The organism is Sphingomonas montanisoli, assembly GCF_008274695.1.
GTDB lineage: Bacteria > Pseudomonadota > Alphaproteobacteria > Sphingomonadales > Sphingomonadaceae > Rhizorhabdus > Rhizorhabdus montanisoli.
Window position 1 is genome coordinate 449,929 of the sequence record NZ_VTOU01000001.1, and the last position, 19,282, is coordinate 469,210.

The following is a 19,282-nucleotide window of genomic DNA, read 5'->3' on the forward strand; positions in this document are numbered from 1 at the left end:
ACTTAGCGGGCGGCGGTCTTCGGGCCGCCGCTTCGCCACGCGACGAACCAGATCGCCAGCCCGCCCAGCGCCAGCAGCGCGCCGATCGGCCCGGTCGATGTCCACCCCATCCCCGCCGCGATCGCGACCCCGCCCAGCCACGCGCCCAGCGCATTGGCGAAGTTGAACGCGCTGTGGTTGAGCGCGGCGGCCAGCGCCTGCGCATCCTGCGCTACGTCCATCAGCCGCGTCTGCAGCGCCGGCCCGATCGACAGCGCGGCAAAACCCATGAAGAACATGTTCACCGTCACCGCCGCCACATTGTGCACGGTGACCGCGACCAGAGCCAGCACCACGACGTTAAGCGACAATGTGATCGCCACCGCGCGCATCACCCCCTTGTCGGCCAGCCAGCCACCGAACAGGCTGCCCGCGACCATGCCGACGCCGATCACCGACAGGATCGGCGGCACCGCCGCCTCGGTCATCCCGGTCACGAACACCAGCATCGGCGTGATATAGCTGTATACCGCAAACACGCCACCGAAGCCGATCGCCGCGATGCCCAGCGTCAGCCACACCTGCCCGCGTGCCAGCGCGCTCAGCTCGGTCAGCGGGCTCGCTCCCTCGGGCGCGGGCATCGGGCGCAGCGCGATACGGCACAGGATCGCGGTCGCCAGCCCGATCACCGCCACCACCACGAACGCCGCGCGCCACCCCGCCATCTGCCCCACCCACGTCGCAAAGGGGACGCCGACGACATTGGCGCTGCTCAGCCCCAGCATCATCCGCGCCACCGCCTGCGCGCGTTTGTTGGGCGGCACCAGCGACGCGGCGACGATCGATGCAATCCCGAAATAGGCGCCATGCGGCAGCCCCGCCAGGAACCGCGCCGCTACCACCAGTCCATAACTGGATGCCACCGCGCACAGCAGATTGGCGATCGCGAAGAAGCCCATCAGCCCGACCAGCATCGCCCGCCGCCCGCTCCGCGCGAAGGCCGCGGCGAGCAACGGCGCACCGATCACCACCCCCAACGCATAGGCGCTGATCATATGGCCGGCGACGGGCACCGAGACGTGGATGTCACGCGCGACATTGGGCAGCAGCCCCATCGACGCAAACTCGCCCGTTCCCAGCGCGAACCCGCCCAGCGCCAGCGCGAATTCGGCAAAGCCCACGCCATGCGGCGGGCTTTCGACGCGCGTGTCGAGGTTGATCGGCGGGGCGGCGGTGGACATCGGGATTCCTCGGAGACGATGGGCTCCTCTCCCGAGGATCGGCGCTTCGGCGCTCTATGTCGGCGATATGGGTCGGTCGGGCGGCGTATGCAACCGCAACCGCAACCGCCCCATTCCTCGTCATTGCGAGGAGCCGCAGGAGACGCGGCAATCCAGGCCCGCACAGGAGATAGTCGCGAGCTTCTCGTGCAGGCCTGGATTGCTTCGCCTGAAGACATCGCCGCAATCGAACGATATGAACCCGCGATGGCCCGACTGCTCCTGTTCAACAAACCCTTTGGGGTCTTGTCGCAATTCACCGACCGCGGATCGCCAGCAGCTCGGTCGACATTGTCGGACTACATTGCGGTGAAGGGCGTCTATCCCGCCGGTAGGCTTGATCGGGATAGTGAGGGCCTGCTGTTGCTGTGCGATGATGGGCGGCTGCAGGCGCGAATTGCCGATCCGCGCTTCAAGCTGCCAAAGACCTACTTTGTGCAGGTTGAAGGCGATCCGCAGGAGCTGGAACTCGAGCAATTGCGGAAGGGCGTCCGCCTCAAGGATGGCATGACCCTGCCGTCCGATGTTGCTCGCATTGACGAGCCCGACCTGTGGCCGCGCGATCCGCCGATCCGCCAGCGCAAGCTGATCCCCGACAGCTGGCTAAAAATCACCATCCGTGAAGGGCGCAACCGGCAAGTGCGCCGAATGACGGCGGCGGTCGGCTTGCCCACCCTTCGGCTGGTGCGCTGGTCGATCGGCGACTGGACTGTCGCCGGGATCGCGCCGGGCCAGTTCGAGGAGTTCTCGGGTCTGGCCGAGGATGCCAGCGGTTCGTACAAAGCCAAATCGGCAGGGTTTTGATTTCCAATGAATTATCGCCATTCCTTCCATGCTGGCAACAGCGCCGATGTCGTGAAGCATAGCCTGTTGATCGCCCTCGTCCGGGCCTTGCAGCTCAAACAGGGCGCGCTGACCCTGATCGATACCCATTCCGGTTGCGGGCTCTACGACCTTGACGGCGACCAGGCCCAACGCACTGGCGAGGCCACGCAGGGCGTGCTGCGGACCTTTGCCGATCCGAGCCCGTTGCTGAACGACTACCGCGCCGCCGTGCAGGCGGTAAATGCCGGGACCGAGCAGCACCTCTACCCCGGCTCACCGCGCATCCTGGCGCAGCTTCTGCGCCCGCAGGACATCCTGATCCTCAATGAAAAGCATCCCGAGGATGCCAGTGCCCTGCGCGACGCGATGCGCGGCACACAAGCTGCCGTGCATGAGCGCGACGCCTACGAGCTTTGGCTGGCTATGGTCCCGACCCGCACCGGGCGCGGCGTGGTGGTTGTCGATCCGCCGTACGAGCAGACAGACGAACGCGCCCGCATCACAGCCACCCTCGCCGCCGCTTACCGCAAATGGGCGCATGGCGTGACGGTGATCTGGTATCCGCTGAAAGACCGCGCCACGCATCGGCAGTGGAAGGCGCAGTTACGCAGGCTTGGCATCCCTAAGTTCATGGGCGTGGAGCATTGGCTGTACGATAGCGTTCAGCCGGGTATCTACAACGGCGCGGGTCTGTTCATCGTCAACCCGCCATATGCCTTCACGCAGGCGCTGCCGCCTCTGTTGGAAGCTCTCCGCGCCGCGCTGGCGCCAGAAGGGCATAGGGGCGAGATCACGAGCGGTTGGTTGGGCGAAGTCGATCGGACCGGCAGCTAAGTCCCAATGTCGGTCGCCTCGGCTGCCGGCTGCTGTGGGATGACCAGTAGTAAGCCGCAAAGCCGCCGCAACATTTAACATTGACAGAAAAGAACAAATAGAGTACATATTTACCCTATCGCGCTCGCGCGCCGCTCTTTCTCACAGTTGGCCGGACCACCCCACTTGCGACGGCCTCGCATGGGGAGAGATTCCCGCGGTGACGTGGTGACAACTTTGACAACTTCCGACACCTGATTGACTCTGCGACTCGTCCCCTGCGGACTGCCCTATCGCTGCGTAAATCGGATCGGGATGGCGTCGTAGCCGGCGATCACGCCGCTCGGTTTCAGGCGCACTTCGCCGTCGAACGCCACGTCGGTCAGCCGCGCGGTGACGATCTCGACCGCTTCGGCCATTTCGGCGCGGGCGAGGATTTGGCCGATGCAGACGTGGCGGCCAAAGCCGAAGCCAAGATCGTATAACGGCTTGGGTCGATCGAGGCGGAAGGCGTGCGGTTCCACGAACATCGTCGCATCGCGGCCGGCGGCGGACAGGTTGAGCGAGACGATATCGTCCTTTTCGAAGCGGTGCCCGTCGCGTTCGAACGGCTCGTCAACCACACGCATCTGGCGCGGCGTGCCGGGCGAAAGGCGCATCCCCTCCGCCACCGCATCGGCCGCGAGCTCGGGATCGGTGCCGATCCGATCCCACAGCCCCGCGTCGATGATGCTGTGGAAGCAGCCCGCCAACGTGAAGCGGGTCGTGTCGTGCCCGCCCAGCATCAGGAACACGATCGCCCAGATCAACTCGGTCTCGGACAACTTCTCGCCCGCTTCCTGCAGCGCGATCAGCGATCCGACGAAATCGTCCTGCCGGTCCTCCCGCCGCCGCGCGACGACGCCCTCAATATAGGAATAGAGATAGGTGAGCGCCCCTTCGAGCACTGGCAGGCCCGGCTGGATCGGCCGCTGCCCCAGCATCCGCAGCTGCACGGTCGCATCGGCAAAGTTGGGCACATCCTCCGCTGCGATCCCCAGGAACTCGGCAAGGACCGCGATCGGATAGACATGCGCGAAATCGGCAACGAGGTCGCAGCGTCCTTTGTCGATGAAGCGATCGACGAGCTGGTCGGCGATGCGCCGCATCTGCGGGCGGAAACCGTTGACCCGCGCGGGCGTGAACGCCTTCAGCACGATCGCGCGGATGCGATCATGCTTGTCGGGCGCCATGAAGTTTAGGTTCCCCTCGCGGATGAACTCAAGGATCAGCTCACTTGCGCCCACGCGGCGGAAATAGTCGACGTTGCGGGCGACCATCCTCTTGTCGCGAAAACCCTCGCGCACCGCCTGGTACGACAAGATCTCGGTGCCGTAGATGCTCGTCGCCAGCGTATCGCGCTGCCCGTTCGAAAAGGGGCAGACGGCGTTCGGATCGCGATAGAAGGCTTCGGTTTCGGCGGCGATCGTGGTCAGGTCGCTCATTGGTCATCCTCATCCATTCGCGCGACCGTCTGGCGGCCGTCCTGTCTTGTCCATAGTCTATCCTGATCCTACCAACCCTCGCGTCAACCGCCTCAGGGGAGAAACTATGTCCGCCGAAATCGCCATCCGCCTGAAGCGCCTGCCCGGCGGCGAAGGGCTGCCCCTGCCCGCTTATGCTACCGCGCATGCTGCAGGGATGGATGTGGTCGCCGCCGAGGATCTTGATCTGGCGCCCGGCGCGCGCCACGCGGTCGCCACCGGCTTCGCGATCGCGATCCCCGAAGGCTACGAGGTACAGGTGCGCCCGCGATCGGGCCTCGCGCTCAAGCACGGCATCACCTGCCTCAACACCCCGGGCACGATCGATGCGGATTATCGCGGCGAGGTTCGCGTGATCCTCGCCAATCTCGGCACCGAACCCTTCCCGATCCGCCGGGGCGAACGCATCGCGCAACTGGTGCCGGCGGCGGTCCAGAAAGCGGGGTTCGTCGAAGTCGACGAACTCGACGAAACGGCGCGCGGCAGCGGTGGTTTCGGGTCAACAGGGCGATAAGCGCCAATTTTCACCAAATAAAACATTCGCTTGTCGGATATGATCCGGGCTATTCCATATTTGCATGATTGTGATGCACGCTTAGCTACGGAACCGTTGATGGATTTCCACTTTGCCTGATCCAAGCATCCTTCCAGTGGACGAGGAGCGCCGCATCGCCGCGCTCTACCGCTATGCCGTCCTCGACACGCCTCGCGACGGGACGTTCGATCGGATCACGCAGATCGCGGCGCGCATATTCGACGTGCCGATCGCCATCGTCAGCCTGGTCGATCAGGATCGGATCTGGTTCAAATCCTATCACGGCGTCGACGTGCCGCAGATCGGCCGCGATCCCGGCCTGTGCGCGTCGGCGATCCTGGGCCGCGAAGCGTGGATCGTGACGGAGGCGAATGTCGATCCGCGCACGCTGACCAACCCGCTCGTCGCAGGCGCATTCGGCCTGCGTTTCTACGCGGGCGTGCCGCTGCGCACCCATGACGGGTTCAATCTGGGGACGTTATGCGTGATCGATCGGGAGCCACGCGAGGTTACCCCTGCGGAGATCGCGCAGCTCGAAGATCTGGCGGGCGTGGTGATGGAGCACATGGAACTGCGCCTCGCAACACGGCGCACGACCGAGCGAATGGCCGTGATCCAGCGCGAGGTCGATCACCGCCTGGTGTCGAACCTCAACACACTGTCGCTGATGCTGATGATGCAGCAGGACATGGTCGTCGATCTGCTCGCGCGGCACCAGTTGCGCGACGCGGCGAGCCGGATCAGCGCGATCGCCGATCTGCACCGCGCCTTCCTTACCACCGGCTGGGGCGGACCCGACAATCCCGCGCCGGAGCGCGTGGCGGGCCTGACCTATCTGCGCCGCCTGTGCGCCAAGCTCGCCGAGATGCTCGACGGGCGGATCGAGGTTGGGGGCACCGAGATCATCCTGCATCCGCTGCAGGTTCAATCGATCGGCCTCATCGTTCACGAACTCGCGATGAACGCGCTCAAACATGGCGCCCGCCGCGTCGCCATCACGCTCTCGGCAGCGGGACGCGGCCGGCACGAGCTTATCGTCGCGGACGATGGCCCCGGTCTGCCCCCTGGATTTGACCCGCAGGACGATCATGCCGGGATCGGCATGTCGATCGTCACGGCGATGAGCGAACAGCTCGAAGGTGAACTGGCCTTCGGACCATCGGACAAAGGCGGCGCGCGTTTCGCCATATCGTTTCCCGCGACACTGTCCGTACGCTGAGCCTAGGCCGCGTCGCCCTCGGCACAGTCGGCGCAGCAGCCGCGAACCTCGATGACCGGGCGGAGCCGCGAAAAGCCCGCCTGCTCGGCCGATCCCCGCACCGACTGGGCGAGCTTGTCGTCATCGACATGCGCGACCCGACCACACACATCGCAGACCAGGAAGATGCAGTCATGCTCGCATTCGGGATGCGCGTTGGCGACATAGGCGTTCGCGCTCTCGATCCGGCGCGCAAGATTTGCTGCGACGAACACGTCGAGGATGCGATAGACACTGTTGGCGGCGACGCGACGGCCGGTCGACTTCGACACCGCCTCGGCCAGATCGTAGGCCGACGCGGGCTTTTCAGCCCCGCTCAGCGCATCGAAAATCTCAGCGCGCATCGGCGTCCACTGCTCGCCTGCGCGCTCGAACGCGCGCCGCGCCGCGTCGGTGAGCGAAGAGCCTTCGTGGATATGATGCTGATGTGCTGTCGCCATAAGGCGAATCTAGGGGTTCGTCAGGCCAGAGGCAACTGCGACGCGACCGTCTCTCGCCGGTTCAGGAAATGCGCGATCGCGACGAAGGTCACGCCGGCCATTGTATAGGCCACCTCGCCCGGGCCGTGCCGGACGAACAGAGCCATCGACATCAGCGCGATTCCGATCGCACCGAGCAACATCGGCACGGGGCGACGGTGCTGCGCGAACCCGCGGCCTAGCCCGATGATCGCGAGGAAAATCGCAAGGCCCAGCCCGATCTCGTGGATCGCCGGATGCAGCAGCGCCCCGCCCGCCGTCGCCAGCACCGCGACCAACAGCACGCTGGCCGCGCAATGCACGAGGCAGAGCGCCGAAAGGCCGATCGCCAACCGGTCGAACAAATCGCGGGACATACGGGGACGAATCACGAAACGCTTCCTCTCACCGCCCATATGGCATGGCGACGCGAAGGATACAATATAACATCAGCCGCACACTCGTCATTGCGAGCGCAACGAAGCAATTCAGGCCCGAACTCCGGGAGCTTCGAAACCTTCTCTCGCGAGCGGCTGGGTTGCCGCAGGAGCCTAAGGCCCGATTTTCCAGCGGCCCTGCTCGTCCTGCTTCCAGTAACGTGGCTCGATGCCCTCGCGGCCGGCAAGGGCGCGCCATGCAGTCCGGGCGCCCGCGATGCTTTCGGCGTCGAAGAAATAGAAAGCGCGATCGAAATCGATCGCCTCGTCGCGCCATATCCCGTCGGCCAGCGCGACGTTGCGGGCGCCGTTGCCGGCTGCGACGTCGGACGCAATCAGGACAGGCTGCAACGCATCGTCCCCGCCCACGCGGGCATGCGGCAGGAAGCTGTCGGGCGTGTTGATCCACAGCGCCTCGTCGATCTTCTCGGCCAGCGCATCGTCTTCCGCGACCACCAGCAGGCGACCGCCGGTTTCGAGCACCCTTTCCGCGATGCGCGGCAATACCCGATCAAGGGGGAGCCGGGTCAGATGATAGAAATCGACCTGCACCCGGCCTTATCCTTAGCCTTCGAAGTTGTCGGCGATGAAGCGATCGAGCAGGCGCACGCCGAACCCGGTTGCGCCCTTGTCCCACGTCGCGCCGGGCTTCGAGGCCCAGACCATGCCGGCGATGTCGAGATGCGCCCAGCGTACGCCATCGTCGATATACCGCTTCAGGAAATGTGCGGCGGTGATCGATCCGCCTTCACGCGGACCGACATTCTTCATGTCGGCGATCGGCGAGTCGATCAGCTTGTCGAACGGATCGGCGAGCGGCATCCGCCACAGCTGATCGCCCACCGCCTTGCCCGCGGCATCGAGTTGCGTGGCCAGGCTGTCGTCGTTGGCGAACATGCCGCCATATTCGTGGCCGAGCGAGATGATCATCGCCCCGGTCAGCGTCGCGAGGTCGACGATCGTCTTGGGGCTGTAGGTCTTCTGCACCCAGGTCAGCGCGTCGCACAGGACGAGGCGGCCTTCGGCATCGGTATTGATGACCTCGATCGTCTGGCCCGACATCGACGTGACGACATCACCGGGGCGCTGCGCGCCGCCATCGGGCATATTCTCGACCAGACCGCACACGCCGATGACGTGCGCCTTGGCCTTGCGGCCCGCGAGCGCCTTCATCGCACCCGCGACGGCACCCGCACCGCCCATGTCCCACTTCATGTCTTCCATGCCCGCCGGCGGCTTGAGCGAAATGCCGCCGGTGTCGAAAGTTACGCCCTTGCCGACCAGCGCGACCCGATCCTTGGTGCCACCGGTCCCGTCCCATTTCATCACCAGGAGGCGTGGTTCGCGCAGCGAGCCCTGCGCCACGCCGAGCAACGCCCCCATACCGAGATCGCGCATCTCGGCAACGCCGAGAACGTCGATCTGCACGCCGAGTTCGGTGAGGTGCTTGCAGCGTTCGACGAAGCTTTCGGGATAGAGGATGTTCGCGGGTTCGGCGATCAGCTCACGCGTGAACATCACGCCTTCGGCCACCGCCTTCTTGGTCGCCCAGGCATCCTCGACGCCCGCGCCGGCCCCGACGATCACGATTTCTTCGAGCGACGGACGCTGCTTGGCGTCAAGCTTGGTGCGATAGGCGTCATGCCGCCACGACCGCAGCGTGGCGCCAAAGGCGAGCGAGGCCGCAGCTTCGCCGGTCGCCGTCTGGCCGAGTTCGATCGTCAGGCCAGTCTCGCCCGACGTCAGCAGCTTGGCGACCAACGCCGCGCCCGCACGCTCATAATCGCCCCGCGCGCCGACGCCGACCAGCAGGATGCGACGCAACGCGCTGTCGGTTTCGGCAAAGAATTCGACCACCCCGCCTGTCTCGCCATCGAAACGGTTCGCCGAAGCGGCGCGGCGCGCGATCGCCTGAACCGGTTGCGGCAACGCCGCGAGCGCGGCACCGCCAATCGTGCCGGGCGCCACGACGATTGCGAGCGCCTGGTCTCCGCTGGGGCGGCTGGCGGCGAAACGAACACGCATATTGGGAACTTCCTTCTTGGGCTTTGGCGTTCCTTAGAGCTTTTCGAGACGCTTAGGGAACCCCGATACAATATTGCGGAAGGATTGCGGGACGCGCCGGGGGATGCGATAGGCGACGCCATAAGCGCCGGTCGAAGCGGGGTTCAGTGAGAAAATTTGTTGCTATCCTGGCGGTGACGACCGCGCTCGCCGGGACTCCGGTTGGGGCGCAGAACCTGCTGGAACCCGCCGCTGGTCCGCCGAGCCAAGGCGACGCGCCTACGCCCGCGAATGAAGAGGAAGTGACCTTCGCTTCCGACACGATCACCTATGACACCAACGCCGAAGTTGTGGTCTCGACCGGCAATGTCCGCATGGCGCGGCAGGGCGATCGGCTGCGTGCCGACAGGGTCGAATGGAACCAGAAGACCGGAGAGGTGCGCGCGTCGGGCAATGTCGCGGTCGTCAATTCGGGTGGTGACACCGTCTATGGCGACAGCGTCGTCCTGACCGACTCGCTGCGTGACGGCGTGGTCGAAAACCTGCTGCTGGTCCTCAACGACGGCGGTCGGCTTGCGGCGAAGCATGGCGTGCGCAAGGACGGCGTGTCGACGCTGACGATGGCGGCCTACACGCCGTGCGCGGTGCTCGACAGCGATGGATGCCCCAAGGAACCGATCTGGAAGATCAGCGCGACCAAGGTCGTCCACGATCCGGGTAAGCATCGCATAAGCTACGACAATGCGCGCATCAGCTTCATGGGCACGCCGATCCTGTGGCTGCCAGGCCTGTCGCATCCCGACGGATCGGGCGCGGGCGGCGGATCGGGCTTTCTGCTGCCTCAGGTCAAATATAGCCGGGTCAACGGCGCCGAATTTGCTCTGCCCTATTATTTCCAGCTCGCGCCCAACCGCGATCTTTCGATTACGCCGCACGTCTATTCGAAAGTGCTGCCGTCGATCGAGGCGCAATATCGCCAGCTGACCAGCAACGGCGCGTGGCAGGCGGCAGGCATGCTGACCTACGGCACCCGCGTGCCGATCAATTCGGTCGGCGCGAACCCCAATTCGGATCGCACCTTCCGCGGCTATATCGACGCGAACGGCAAGTTCCAGTTGGACCCCTACTGGACGATCAGCGGAGCGACCCGCCTCGCATCCGACCGCAGCTTCATGCGCCGCTACGATATCTCGCGCGACAGCCGGCTGCGCACGACGATCAATGCCGAACGGATCGACAATGACAGCTATCTGTCGATCTCCGGCTGGGCGGTTCAAACGCTACGGATCGGCGACAGTCAGGGCCAGCAGCCGATCGCGCTGCCGCTGATCGATTATCGCCGTCGCATCGCCGATCCGCTGCTGGGCGGCATCGTCTCGCTCCAGGCCAACACGCTGGCGATCACCCGCACCGGGGGGCAGGACACGCAGCGCGCCTTCACCTCGGCGCGCTGGGATCTGCGCCGATTCACTGGCTTCGGTCAGGAACTGACGCTTACCGCCTATGCGCGCGGCGACGTCTATCACACCGCCAATATCTCCAGCACGATCACCCCCAGCTATCGCGGCGATCCGGGCTGGACGCCGCGTGGCATCGGCGCCCTCGCGGCCGACCTGAAATGGCCCTTCCTCGGCCCGTTCCTGGCCGGATCGCAGCGGATCACCCCGCGCGTGCAGATCGTCGCGACCCCCCGCACCAAGAACCTCGCCATCCCGAACGAAGATGCCCGCTCGATCGATCTCGAGGATTCGAACCTGTTCGCGCTCAACCGCTTCGCCGGTTACGATCGGTGGGAAGACGGCAACCGCGTGACCTATGGCGCCGAATGGTCGGTCGACGTGCCGGGCATCGCCTTCTCGACCGTGATCGGCCAGAGCTATCGCCTGAACAGTCGCCCCTCGATCCTGCCGCCGGGCACCGGGCTCGACGGCCGCTTCTCCGACATCGTCGGACGCACGACGCTGCAATATGGGCGGTTCCTGGAGATCACCCACCGTTTCCGCGTCGACAAGAACAGCCTGTCGATCCGCCGCAACGAGCTCGACGCCACGATCGGCAGTCGCAAGACCTATGCGACGATCGGCTATCTGCGGCTCAATCGGAACATCCCGACCAGCGCGATCCCCGAGGATCTGCGCGATCGCGAGGAAGCGCGTCTGGGCGGGCGGGTGCAGTTCGCGCGCTATTGGTCGATCTTCGGATCGACCACGATCGATCTGACCGGACCCAAGGAAGATCCGCTGTCGACGGCCGACGGCTATCAGCCGGTCCGCCACCGCCTGGGCCTGCTCTACGACGATGACTGTTTCGAGCTCGGCGTCACCTGGCGACGCGATTATGACGCGGCCGGCGATGCCCGCACGGGCAACACATTCCTGTTACGGGTGGCGCTCAAGAACCTTGGCCGCTAAGCGTGCGTTCAGTCGGGCTCCTTTAGGGGCAGGTCGACTTTGTGGGGAACGAGGATCCTACCTAGCGTGATTAATCTGTCTTTGAAGTTCAAGTCGCGCCTGTTGCCGGTTGCCGCACTCGGCGTCGTGCTGGCCGTTGCTGCCCCGCTGGTCGCCCAGACTGTGGACGAGCCTGACAATAGCGGTCTCGACCTGCCCAAGGACATCGCCGTCTTCGGCAGCCGCGATCCCAATATCCGCAAGGCGACCGCGATCGTGAACGGCACGATCATCACCGCCACCGACGTCGACCAGCGCCTCGCGCTCGTCCTGGCGGCCAATGGCGGCGATCAGAAGGTGCCGGAGGACGAAAAGGAGCGTTTGCGCCTGCAGGTGCTGCGCAACCTGATCGACGAAACGCTCGAGATCCAGGAAGCCGCCGCGCAGAAGATCGAGGTGCCCGCCGCCGAGGTCAACCAGACGATGGCGCGCGTTGCCGCCAATGTCCGCCGAAACCCGACCGAGTTCGCGACCTTCCTGAAATCGCAAGGGTCGTCCGCTGACTCGCTCAAGCGGCAAATCCAGGGCGAAATCGCGTGGCGCCGCGTGCTCAGCCGCCGCGTCGAGCCGTTCGTCAACGTCAGCGAGGAAGAAGTGCGCGCGATCATGGCGCGCCTGACCGCTTCGAAGGGCGCGACCGAATATCATATCGGCGAAATCTTCCTGTCCTCGACGCCCGAGGCGATGCCATCGACGCAGGCCAATGCCGAGCGGATCATCGAGCAGATTCGCAAGGGCGGCTCCTTCCAGGCTTATGCCCGCCAGTTTTCCGAAGCATCTACCGCTGCTGTCGGCGGCGATCTGGGCTGGGTGCGCGGCGAACAGCTGCCCGAGCAGCTCGCCGCTGCCGCCGCACAGATGTCGAACGGCATGCTCAGCCCGCCGATCGCGGTGCCGGGCGGCTATTCGATCATCGCGCTGATCGACAAGCGCCAGGTTCTGACCGCCGATCCGCGCGATGCGATTCTCGCACTCAAGCAGCTGACGATCACCTTCCCCGCCGGATCGACCCAGGCGTCGGCCGCCCCCAAAGTCGAGGCATTCGCCAATGCGGTGCAGACGATCCAGGGCTGCGGCAAGGTCGCCGAAGTTGCAAAGACGGTCGGCGCCGACGTGGTCGACAATGATCAGGTGAAGATCCGCGATCTGCCGCCGGTGCTGCAGGAAATGATGGTCGAACTCCAGATCGGCCAGGCATCGCGCCCGTTCGGTTCGCTGACCGAGGGTGTTCGCGCGCTCGTGCTGTGCGGCCGCGACGATCCGCAAAGCTCGTCCGACCCCTCGTTCGAACAGATCTTTTCGCAGGTCGAGGAAGATCGCGTGAATCGCCGTGCGCGCCGTTACCTGCGCGATCTGCGGCGCGACGCCGTGATCGAATATCGATGATGCCGGCGGCGGAGCGGGCATGACGATCGCACCGCTCGCCATCGCGTTGGGCGATCCGGCGGGCATCGGTCCCGAAATCGTTGCCAAAGCCTGGACAGTCCGGAACGTCCATGCGCTGCCGCCTTTCTTCGCGGTCGGCGATTGCCGGTCGGTCGAGCGGGTGTGGCGGGGGCCGATCAAGCGCATCGGATCGCCCGATGAGGCGCTGGCGGTCTTCGACGATGCGCTGCCGATCATCCAGATCCACGATACAGGCGAGATTGTCCCCGGTGAGCCCGATCTCGCGGGCGCGCGCTGCGCGCTCGACTCGCTCGAACTTGCGGCCGGGCTCGCGCGATCCGCGATGGTGGGTGGGCTCGTCACCGCCCCTGTTTCGAAAGCGCAGCTCTACGCGATCGGCTTCACCCATGCCGGGCAGACCGAGTTCGTGGCCGAACGCTGCGGCATCGCATCGAGCAACGCGGTGATGATGCTGGCCGGCCCGACATTGCGCGTGGTGCCGATCACCACGCACCTGGCGCTGCGCGACGTGTTCGATGCGCTGTCGATTGAGCTGATCTGCGCCAAGGCGCGTGCGACCGATCGCGGCCTCGCCCGCAATTTCGGGATCGAGCACCCGCGTCTCGCGATCGCGGGGATCAATCCGCATGCGGGCGAAGGCGGTGCGCTCGGCACCGAGGAAATCGACCTGATCATGCCCGCGATCGAGATCTTGCAGGCCGAAGGTATCGACATCGTTGGCCCGATGGCGGCCGACACGATGTTCCACCCGCGCGCGCGCGCGCAATATGATTGCGCCTTGTGCCTGTACCACGATCAGGCGCTGATCCCGCTGAAGACGCTGCATTTCGACGAAGGCGTCAACATGACGCTGGGCCTGCCGATCGTTCGCACCGCGCCCGATCATGGTACCGCCTTCAACATCGCCGGCAAGGACATGGCGCATCCCGGCGCGATGATTGCCGCGATCACGCTCGCGGCCGAAGCGGCGCGGAATCGTCTGCTCAGCGCGTGAAGCCCAAGGCGATCCCCGGTCTGCCACCGCTGCGTGAGGTCATCTCGCGGCACGGCCTCTCCGCCGACAAGGCGCTGGGCCAGAACTTCCTGCTCGACAGCCAGTTGCTCGATCGGATCGCGCGCGTGCCCGGCGATCTCGACGGTGCCACGGTCTATGAGGTCGGTCCCGGCCCGGGCGGGCTGACGCGCGCGCTGCTCGAAGCCGGCGCGAACGTCGTTGCGGTCGAACGCGATCGACGCTGCCTTGATGCGCTCGCCGAGCTCAACGAGGCATCGGGCGGGCGGCTGCGCGTGATTTCGGGCGACGCGATGAAGATCGATGAGCGAACCGAGGCCGGCGACGGCGCGCATATCGCGTCAAACCTACCCTACAATGTCGGAACAGCCTTGTTCGTTCGCTGGATGACGCTGGCCGACTGGGCGCCGTGGTGGACATCGCTAACCTTGATGTTCCAGCGTGAGGTGGCGGACCGGATCGTCGCCAAGCCCGATACCGACGCTTATGGTCGGCTGTCGGTTCTCGCCCAATGGCGCGCGACCGCGACGATCGCAATGCCTGTCCACCGCTCCGCCTTCGTGCCGCCGCCCAAGGTGATGTCGGCGGTAGTCCACGTCATGCCGGCCGCACAGCCCGAGGGAGCGTCGATCGGGACGATCGAAGCCCTAACCGCCGCCGCCTTCGGGCAGCGCCGCAAGATGCTGCGCCAGAGCCTGAAAAGCGTTCCAGGCGCGGTCGATGCATTGGCGACGGTCGGCATCGCGCCGGAGCGTCGCGCCGAGACGGTCAGCGTCGATGAATTCGTCGAACTGGCGCGGGTGCTGGGAAAATAATCCTCCCCGTCAGGGGGAGGATGATAGGATCAGTTCGTCTTGGTGGTTTCGGCGCCCTTCGGCGGAACCTTGGTGTTGTTCTGCGCGGCCACAACGGCAGGCGGCGGCCCCTTGGCGATTGCGGCGGCGAGCTGGGTCGCAGGCGCGCACTCGGTCTTGCAGAGGGTGCGGACGCGCGCGAGGTTGGCGCGAGCGCGCTCGACCGCACCGCGCTGAACCATCGCCTCACCCTGCGCGCCGAGCGCATTGACGTCGTTCGGCTCGATCGACAGCGCTTCGAAATACATACGGATCGCCTTGCCCGGCAGCTGCTGCGCCTGCGCGACACGGCCGAGTGCCACGAACGCGCCCCGGTTGCGCGGATCGATCGCGAGCGCGGTTTCCAGCGTGTCGTTGGCGGCGGAGAGGTTGCCCGCCTTCAGCTGCGACTGGCCTTCCGCCAGAAGCGCGAGCGACTTGGGATTGATCTGATCATCGGCCTTTTGCGCGACGACGGTGCTGGAGACGGTAGCAAGCACAAGCGAGAGGGCGATGGCCGGCGGCGAGAAACGCATCAACATCTCCAACAGATAAGCAGGCCGCGAGGCTATCATGCCTTTATGAGCCTTGCGACGAAAAAGCCGTCGGTTCCGTCCATTTCCGGGGTCAACAGCTTTCCGGGGCCACGATACGCACCCGCAGTGAACAAATCCTTGTCGGATTGGACTCGCGCGCCCGTTCTGGTCATCCGATCGACGAACGCCTGCACCTGCCCCGCGCCTTCTTCATCCAGCACCGAGCAGACGGCATAGACGAGCGCACCGCCCGGCTTCACCAGCGTGAAGGCAATATCGAGCAAGTGCGACTGGATCGCCGTGAGCCGTGCCAGCCGATCGGGCGTCAGGCGCCAGCGCGCCTCGGGATTGCGCCGCCAGGTGCCAGTGCCCGAACAGGGCGCATCGATCAGCACGACATCGCAGCCGTCGACCAGGTCGGCGACGGCATCGCCTTCGCGATTGGGATTGAGCAGCCGATTCTCGATACCCGCTGCCCCGGCGCGCTCGGCACGCGGCGCGAGCCGTGCGAGCCGCGATCGATCGGTGTCGGCAGCGATCAGACGGCCCCCGCCCTGCATCATCGCGGCGAGCGCGAGCGTCTTGCCCCCTGCCCCTGCGCACAGATCGAGCACGGTCATGCCCGGCCCGGCGCGCGTGGCGAGCGAGATGAGCTGGCTACCCTCGTCCTGAATCTCGACCAGACCCTGCGCCCATTCGATCGAAGCCTCGACCTTGGTGCCTTCAGGCAGACGCAGGCCAACGGGCGAGTGCGCGGTGGGCTTCGCCTCCGGCAGCGCCGCCAGCATCGCATCGCGCGTCGTTCGCGCACTGTTGACGCGCAGATCGAGCGACGCGCGTTCGAGCAAGGCCAATTGCCCTGTCTCGCCCAGAATAGGCGCGACTTTCGCCGCAAGCCATGCAGGGAGCGCGGCCGCCGGCGAACCCGCTTCGTCGGGCGCGATGGGCGCCGGACAATGGGGCGAGCCATCGAACAGTGCCGCCAGCGCAGCATCCTCGCGCGCCAGGCCGACCAAAGCCGCACGGCCGTCCACCGGCCGCTCACCGGCACGACGGATCGCACGATAGACGAGTTCGCGCACCGCGCGCCGATCTTTCGAACCGGCATAGCGTCGCGTCTTGAAATAGCGCGCGATCAGCGTGTCCGCCGCCGCCCCCGCATCGCGCGCGGACGCGACGATTTCGTCGAGCAGATCAATCGCCGCCTGGGCACGGGCCTGGGGTGTCACAGCGGCCCCATGGAAGCGTCAGCGCGTCGGATAGTTCGGCGCTTCGCGGGTAATGGTGACGTCGTGGACATGGCTTTCCTTGAGGCCCGCATTGGTGATGCGGACGAAGCGCGCTTTCTGCTTGAGCTCGGGGATCGTCGCCGCGCCCGTATAGCCCATCGCCGCCTTAACGCCGCCGACCATCTGGTGAATGATGTCCTTGGCCGGTCCCTTATAGGCGACCTGCCCCTCGATGCCCTCGGGCACCAGCTTCATCTGATCCTTGATGTCGCCTTGGAAGTAGCGATCCGCCGAACCGCGGCCCATTGCGCCGAGGCTGCCCATGCCACGATAGCTCTTATAAGCGCGGCCCTGATACAGGAATGTCTCGCCCGGCGCCTCTTCGGTGCCCGCCAGCAGCGAGCCGACCATTACGCAGCCCGCACCCGCCGCCAGTGCCTTGGCGAGATCGCCCGAGGTGCGCAGGCCGCCATCGGCGATCACCGGAACGCCCGATTTGGCGGCTTCCTCGGCCGCCTCCATCACCGCGGTAAGCTGGGGCACGCCGACGCCTGCGACGACGCGGGTGGTGCAGATTGAACCCGGCCCGATACCGACCTTCACGCAATCCGCGCCCGCATCGATCAGCGCGCGGGTCGCTTCGGCAGTCGCGACGTTGCCGGCGACGACCTGGACCGAATTGGACAGGCGCTTCACCCGCTCGACCGCGCGGGCGACGTCGCGGTTATGCCCGTGGGCGGTATCGATCACGATCAGATCGCATTCGGCATCGACCAGCGCCTCGGTGCGCTCGAAGCCCTTGTCGCCGACCGTGGTGGCCGCGGCGACGCGCAGGCGGCCGACCGAATCCTTGGTGGCGTTGGGATAGCTGACCGCCTTCTCGATATCCTTGACGGTGATCAGGCCGACGCAATGATAGGCGTCGTCGACGACGAGCAGCTTTTCGATCCGGCGCTGGTGCAGCATCCTCCGCGCCTCTTCCTGCCCCACGCCGACACCGACGACGGCGAGGTTCTGGCTGGTCATCAGTTCGGACACCGGCTGGGCAGGGTTCTCGGCGAAGCGGACGTCGCGATTGGTGAGGATGCCGACGAGCTTGCCGCTCGCCTCGACCACCGGAATACCCGAAATGCGGTTCGCCGCCATGATCGCGCGCGCTTCGCCCAGCGTCTGATGCGGGCTGATCGTGATCGGATTGACCACCATGCCCGATTCGTAGCGCTTGACCGCGCGGACAGCGGCGGCCTGCTGTTCGACGGTGAGGTTGCGATGAAGGACGCCGAGGCCGCCCAGCTGCGCCATCACGATCGCCATGTCGGCCTCCGTCACCGTATCCATCGCAGCGGACAGGATCGGGATATTGAGGCGGATCGCCTTGGTAACCTGGGTGCTGGTGTCGGCCGAACTGGGCAGCACGTCCGATTCGCCGGGCCGGAGGAGCACGTCGTCGAAGGTGAGGCCGAGGCTGATGTCCATGAGGGTCCGAATCCTTAGCGGGGCGTTGGATTCGGGGCCGTATATGCCGGGGATGACGCTGGCGCTACCCCCTGTCGTCAGTCTTCTCCGGAGATCAGCACGCGGTTGCGACCGCCGTTCTTCGCTTTGTACAGCGCTTCATCGGCGCGCTTGAGCAGCGCATCGCTGTCCTCGCCCGGCTGGAGCTGTGCAACGCCGGCCGAGAAGGTGACGACATCCATCGCCTCGCCGGTGTCCTTGTTGACGAAGCTGCGGTTGCCCAGTTCGTCGCGGACCTCGTCGACGCGCATCGCCGCGCGGCGCGCCATGATCCCGTCGAACAGGACCAGGAATTCCTCGCCACCGAAGCGGCTGACCAGCGTGTCTTCACCGACGCCGTCGGTCAGCGCCTCAGCGAACATCTTGAGGATGCGGTCGCCGGTGTCGTGGCCGTGGGTGTCGTTGATCTTCTTGAAATGATCGATGTCGCAGAAGGCCACCGACAGCGGGTAGCCCTCGGCCTCGGCCTGCGCGATCGCCTCCAGCAGCTTCGCCTGGAAGGCGCGGCGGTTGGCGAGGCCGGTCAACGGATCGCTCTCCGCCGTCGCCTGTGCTTCGGCCAGATCATCACGCAACGTCGCCATCTGTTCGCCCATCGAGCGCAGCTGCGCCTCGGCGTCCTGGGTCTTGCCGATCATCGTGCGGGTCAGTTCGACGAGCAGGCCCAGCGCGGTCTGCGCCGGAACCCCGCCCTTGGTCATCGTGCCCGCACCGCTGGCGAGCGCGCTGCCATAGGCCTTCACGTCGGCGGTCGACTGGGTGACCAGGCCAGCGGCCATCGTCATGTTCTGGTGCGCGCGGCCGAGCAGCTTTTCGAGCAGCTCCGACGAAATCTGGTTGGATGCGGCAGCAGAGATCTCCGCCGCCACCTCGGGACGCAGCAGCCCGTCCCGCTTGATCGCGCCATCGATGGCGGCGACCAGATTGGGATCGTCCGAACTGAAGAACTGGTGCGCCAGATCATAGTTGAGCGGGGTCGGGTCGAGCTTGTTCGCGCGCAGGAAGCCGCCGATCCGTTCGAACAGGTCGACGGTGCGTTCGGCGCCATTCCAGGCGGCGGTCTTATCGGCGACGGGGGGCTTTCCCTGGAACATGGCACCCACATGAAGAGGTTTGACTGCTTTGCCGTAACCGAGCGACGGTTAATTTTCGGTTTGCATCATCCTTAGGTCGAACAAAGTCCCGCGG

Annotated in this window: 18 protein-coding genes; 8 read left to right on the top strand and 10 right to left on the bottom strand. The window is 65.6% G+C overall.

All coding sequences use genetic code 11. The features are described 5' to 3' along the window. Window positions 1–2: 2 nt before the first annotated feature. Complete coding sequence (locus FYJ91_RS02245) at window positions 3–1,220, bottom strand: MFS transporter (RefSeq protein ID WP_149520647.1); 1,218 nt, start codon at window positions 1,218–1,220, stop codon at window positions 3–5. A gap of 246 nt (window positions 1,221–1,466) precedes the next feature. Between FYJ91_RS02245 and FYJ91_RS02250 the strand changes: the two genes are divergently transcribed. Both FYJ91_RS02250 and FYJ91_RS02255 read left to right on the top strand, forming a co-directional pair. Next, window positions 1,467–2,063 (top strand): pseudouridine synthase, encoded by a 597-nt coding sequence (locus FYJ91_RS02250; RefSeq protein WP_149521299.1) that lies wholly within the window; start codon window positions 1,467–1,469, stop codon window positions 2,061–2,063. A 6-nt stretch (window positions 2,064–2,069) separates the two neighbouring features. Beyond that, window positions 2,070–2,918: a 23S rRNA (adenine(2030)-N(6))-methyltransferase RlmJ gene (locus FYJ91_RS02255; protein WP_149520648.1), complete on the top strand. Its 849-nt coding sequence runs from the start codon at window positions 2,070–2,072 to the stop codon at window positions 2,916–2,918. A gap of 269 nt (window positions 2,919–3,187) precedes the next feature. Here FYJ91_RS02255 and FYJ91_RS02260 read toward each other — a convergent pair whose 3' ends face one another. Then, window positions 3,188–4,381 (bottom strand): cytochrome P450, encoded by a 1,194-nt coding sequence (locus FYJ91_RS02260; RefSeq protein ID WP_149520649.1) that lies wholly within the window; start codon window positions 4,379–4,381, stop codon window positions 3,188–3,190. 106 nt (window positions 4,382–4,487) lie between these two features. Here FYJ91_RS02260 and dut point away from each other — a divergent pair, with 106 nt between their 5' ends. Together dut and FYJ91_RS02270 are read left to right on the top strand one after the other, a co-directional pair. Continuing rightward, window positions 4,488–4,934, top strand: a complete 447-nt coding sequence (gene dut / locus FYJ91_RS02265; RefSeq protein WP_149520650.1) for a dUTP diphosphatase — start codon at window positions 4,488–4,490, stop codon at window positions 4,932–4,934. 136 nt (window positions 4,935–5,070) lie between these two features. Further along, the gene (locus FYJ91_RS02270) at window positions 5,071–6,174 is read left to right on the top strand and encodes a sensor histidine kinase (RefSeq protein WP_219822549.1); all 1,104 of its coding nucleotides are present in this window, start codon (window positions 5,071–5,073) and stop codon (window positions 6,172–6,174) included. 2 nt (window positions 6,175–6,176) lie between these two features. Here FYJ91_RS02270 and FYJ91_RS02275 read toward each other — a convergent pair whose 3' ends face one another. The 4 genes from FYJ91_RS02275 to FYJ91_RS02290 form a co-directional block, all read right to left on the bottom strand. Further along, on the bottom strand, window positions 6,177–6,653 hold the full coding sequence (locus FYJ91_RS02275) for a Fur family transcriptional regulator (RefSeq protein ID WP_149520652.1): 477 nt from the start codon (window positions 6,651–6,653) through the stop codon (window positions 6,177–6,179). Window positions 6,654–6,673: 20 nt separating this feature from the next. Continuing rightward, window positions 6,674–7,063, bottom strand: a complete 390-nt coding sequence (locus FYJ91_RS02280; protein WP_342787982.1) for a MerC domain-containing protein — start codon at window positions 7,061–7,063, stop codon at window positions 6,674–6,676. A gap of 159 nt (window positions 7,064–7,222) precedes the next feature. Beyond that, window positions 7,223–7,660 carry a DNA polymerase III subunit chi gene (locus tag FYJ91_RS02285; RefSeq protein WP_149520653.1) on the bottom strand — a complete coding sequence of 146 codons (438 nt, stop codon included), beginning with the start codon at window positions 7,658–7,660 and terminating at the stop codon, window positions 7,223–7,225. Window positions 7,661–7,672: 12 nt separating this feature from the next. Further along, complete coding sequence (locus FYJ91_RS02290) at window positions 7,673–9,133, bottom strand: leucyl aminopeptidase (protein WP_149520654.1); 1,461 nt, start codon at window positions 9,131–9,133, stop codon at window positions 7,673–7,675. A gap of 146 nt (window positions 9,134–9,279) precedes the next feature. Here FYJ91_RS02290 and FYJ91_RS02295 point away from each other — a divergent pair, with 146 nt between their 5' ends. From FYJ91_RS02295 to rsmA, 4 genes are all read left to right on the top strand, one after another. Continuing rightward, window positions 9,280–11,523, top strand: coding sequence for an LPS-assembly protein LptD (locus tag FYJ91_RS02295; protein ID WP_149520655.1), 2,244 nt, complete (start codon window positions 9,280–9,282; stop codon window positions 11,521–11,523). A 66-nt stretch (window positions 11,524–11,589) separates the two neighbouring features. Further along, window positions 11,590–12,948, top strand: a complete 1,359-nt coding sequence (locus FYJ91_RS02300; RefSeq protein WP_181008310.1) for a peptidylprolyl isomerase — start codon at window positions 11,590–11,592, stop codon at window positions 12,946–12,948. Window positions 12,949–12,967: 19 nt separating this feature from the next. Further along, on the top strand, window positions 12,968–13,963 hold the full coding sequence (gene pdxA / locus FYJ91_RS02305) for a 4-hydroxythreonine-4-phosphate dehydrogenase PdxA (protein WP_149520656.1): 996 nt from the start codon (window positions 12,968–12,970) through the stop codon (window positions 13,961–13,963). Continuing rightward, entirely contained in the window at window positions 13,960–14,796 is an 837-nt protein-coding gene (gene rsmA, locus FYJ91_RS02310) for a 16S rRNA (adenine(1518)-N(6)/adenine(1519)-N(6))-dimethyltransferase RsmA (protein WP_149520657.1), read from the top strand. The genes pdxA and rsmA overlap by 4 nt, the downstream gene beginning before the upstream one ends. A 29-nt stretch (window positions 14,797–14,825) precedes the next feature. Here rsmA and FYJ91_RS02315 read toward each other — a convergent pair whose 3' ends face one another. The 4 genes from FYJ91_RS02315 to FYJ91_RS02330 all read right to left on the bottom strand — a co-directional run bounded on the left by FYJ91_RS02315 (window position 14,826) and on the right by FYJ91_RS02330 (window position 19,188). Next, window positions 14,826–15,350: a tetratricopeptide repeat protein gene (locus tag FYJ91_RS02315; RefSeq protein WP_149520658.1), complete on the bottom strand. Its 525-nt coding sequence runs from the start codon at window positions 15,348–15,350 to the stop codon at window positions 14,826–14,828. 35 nt (window positions 15,351–15,385) lie between these two features. After that, window positions 15,386–16,579 (bottom strand): RsmB/NOP family class I SAM-dependent RNA methyltransferase, encoded by a 1,194-nt coding sequence (locus tag FYJ91_RS02320; RefSeq protein WP_149520659.1) that lies wholly within the window; start codon window positions 16,577–16,579, stop codon window positions 15,386–15,388. 18 nt (window positions 16,580–16,597) lie between these two features. Beyond that, the gene (gene guaB, locus FYJ91_RS02325) at window positions 16,598–18,055 is read right to left on the bottom strand and encodes an IMP dehydrogenase (protein WP_149520660.1); all 1,458 of its coding nucleotides are present in this window, start codon (window positions 18,053–18,055) and stop codon (window positions 16,598–16,600) included. 77 nt (window positions 18,056–18,132) lie between these two features. Beyond that, complete coding sequence (locus FYJ91_RS02330) at window positions 18,133–19,188, bottom strand: GGDEF domain-containing protein (RefSeq protein ID WP_149520661.1); 1,056 nt, start codon at window positions 19,186–19,188, stop codon at window positions 18,133–18,135. Between the last annotated feature and the right edge of the window lie 94 nt (window positions 19,189–19,282).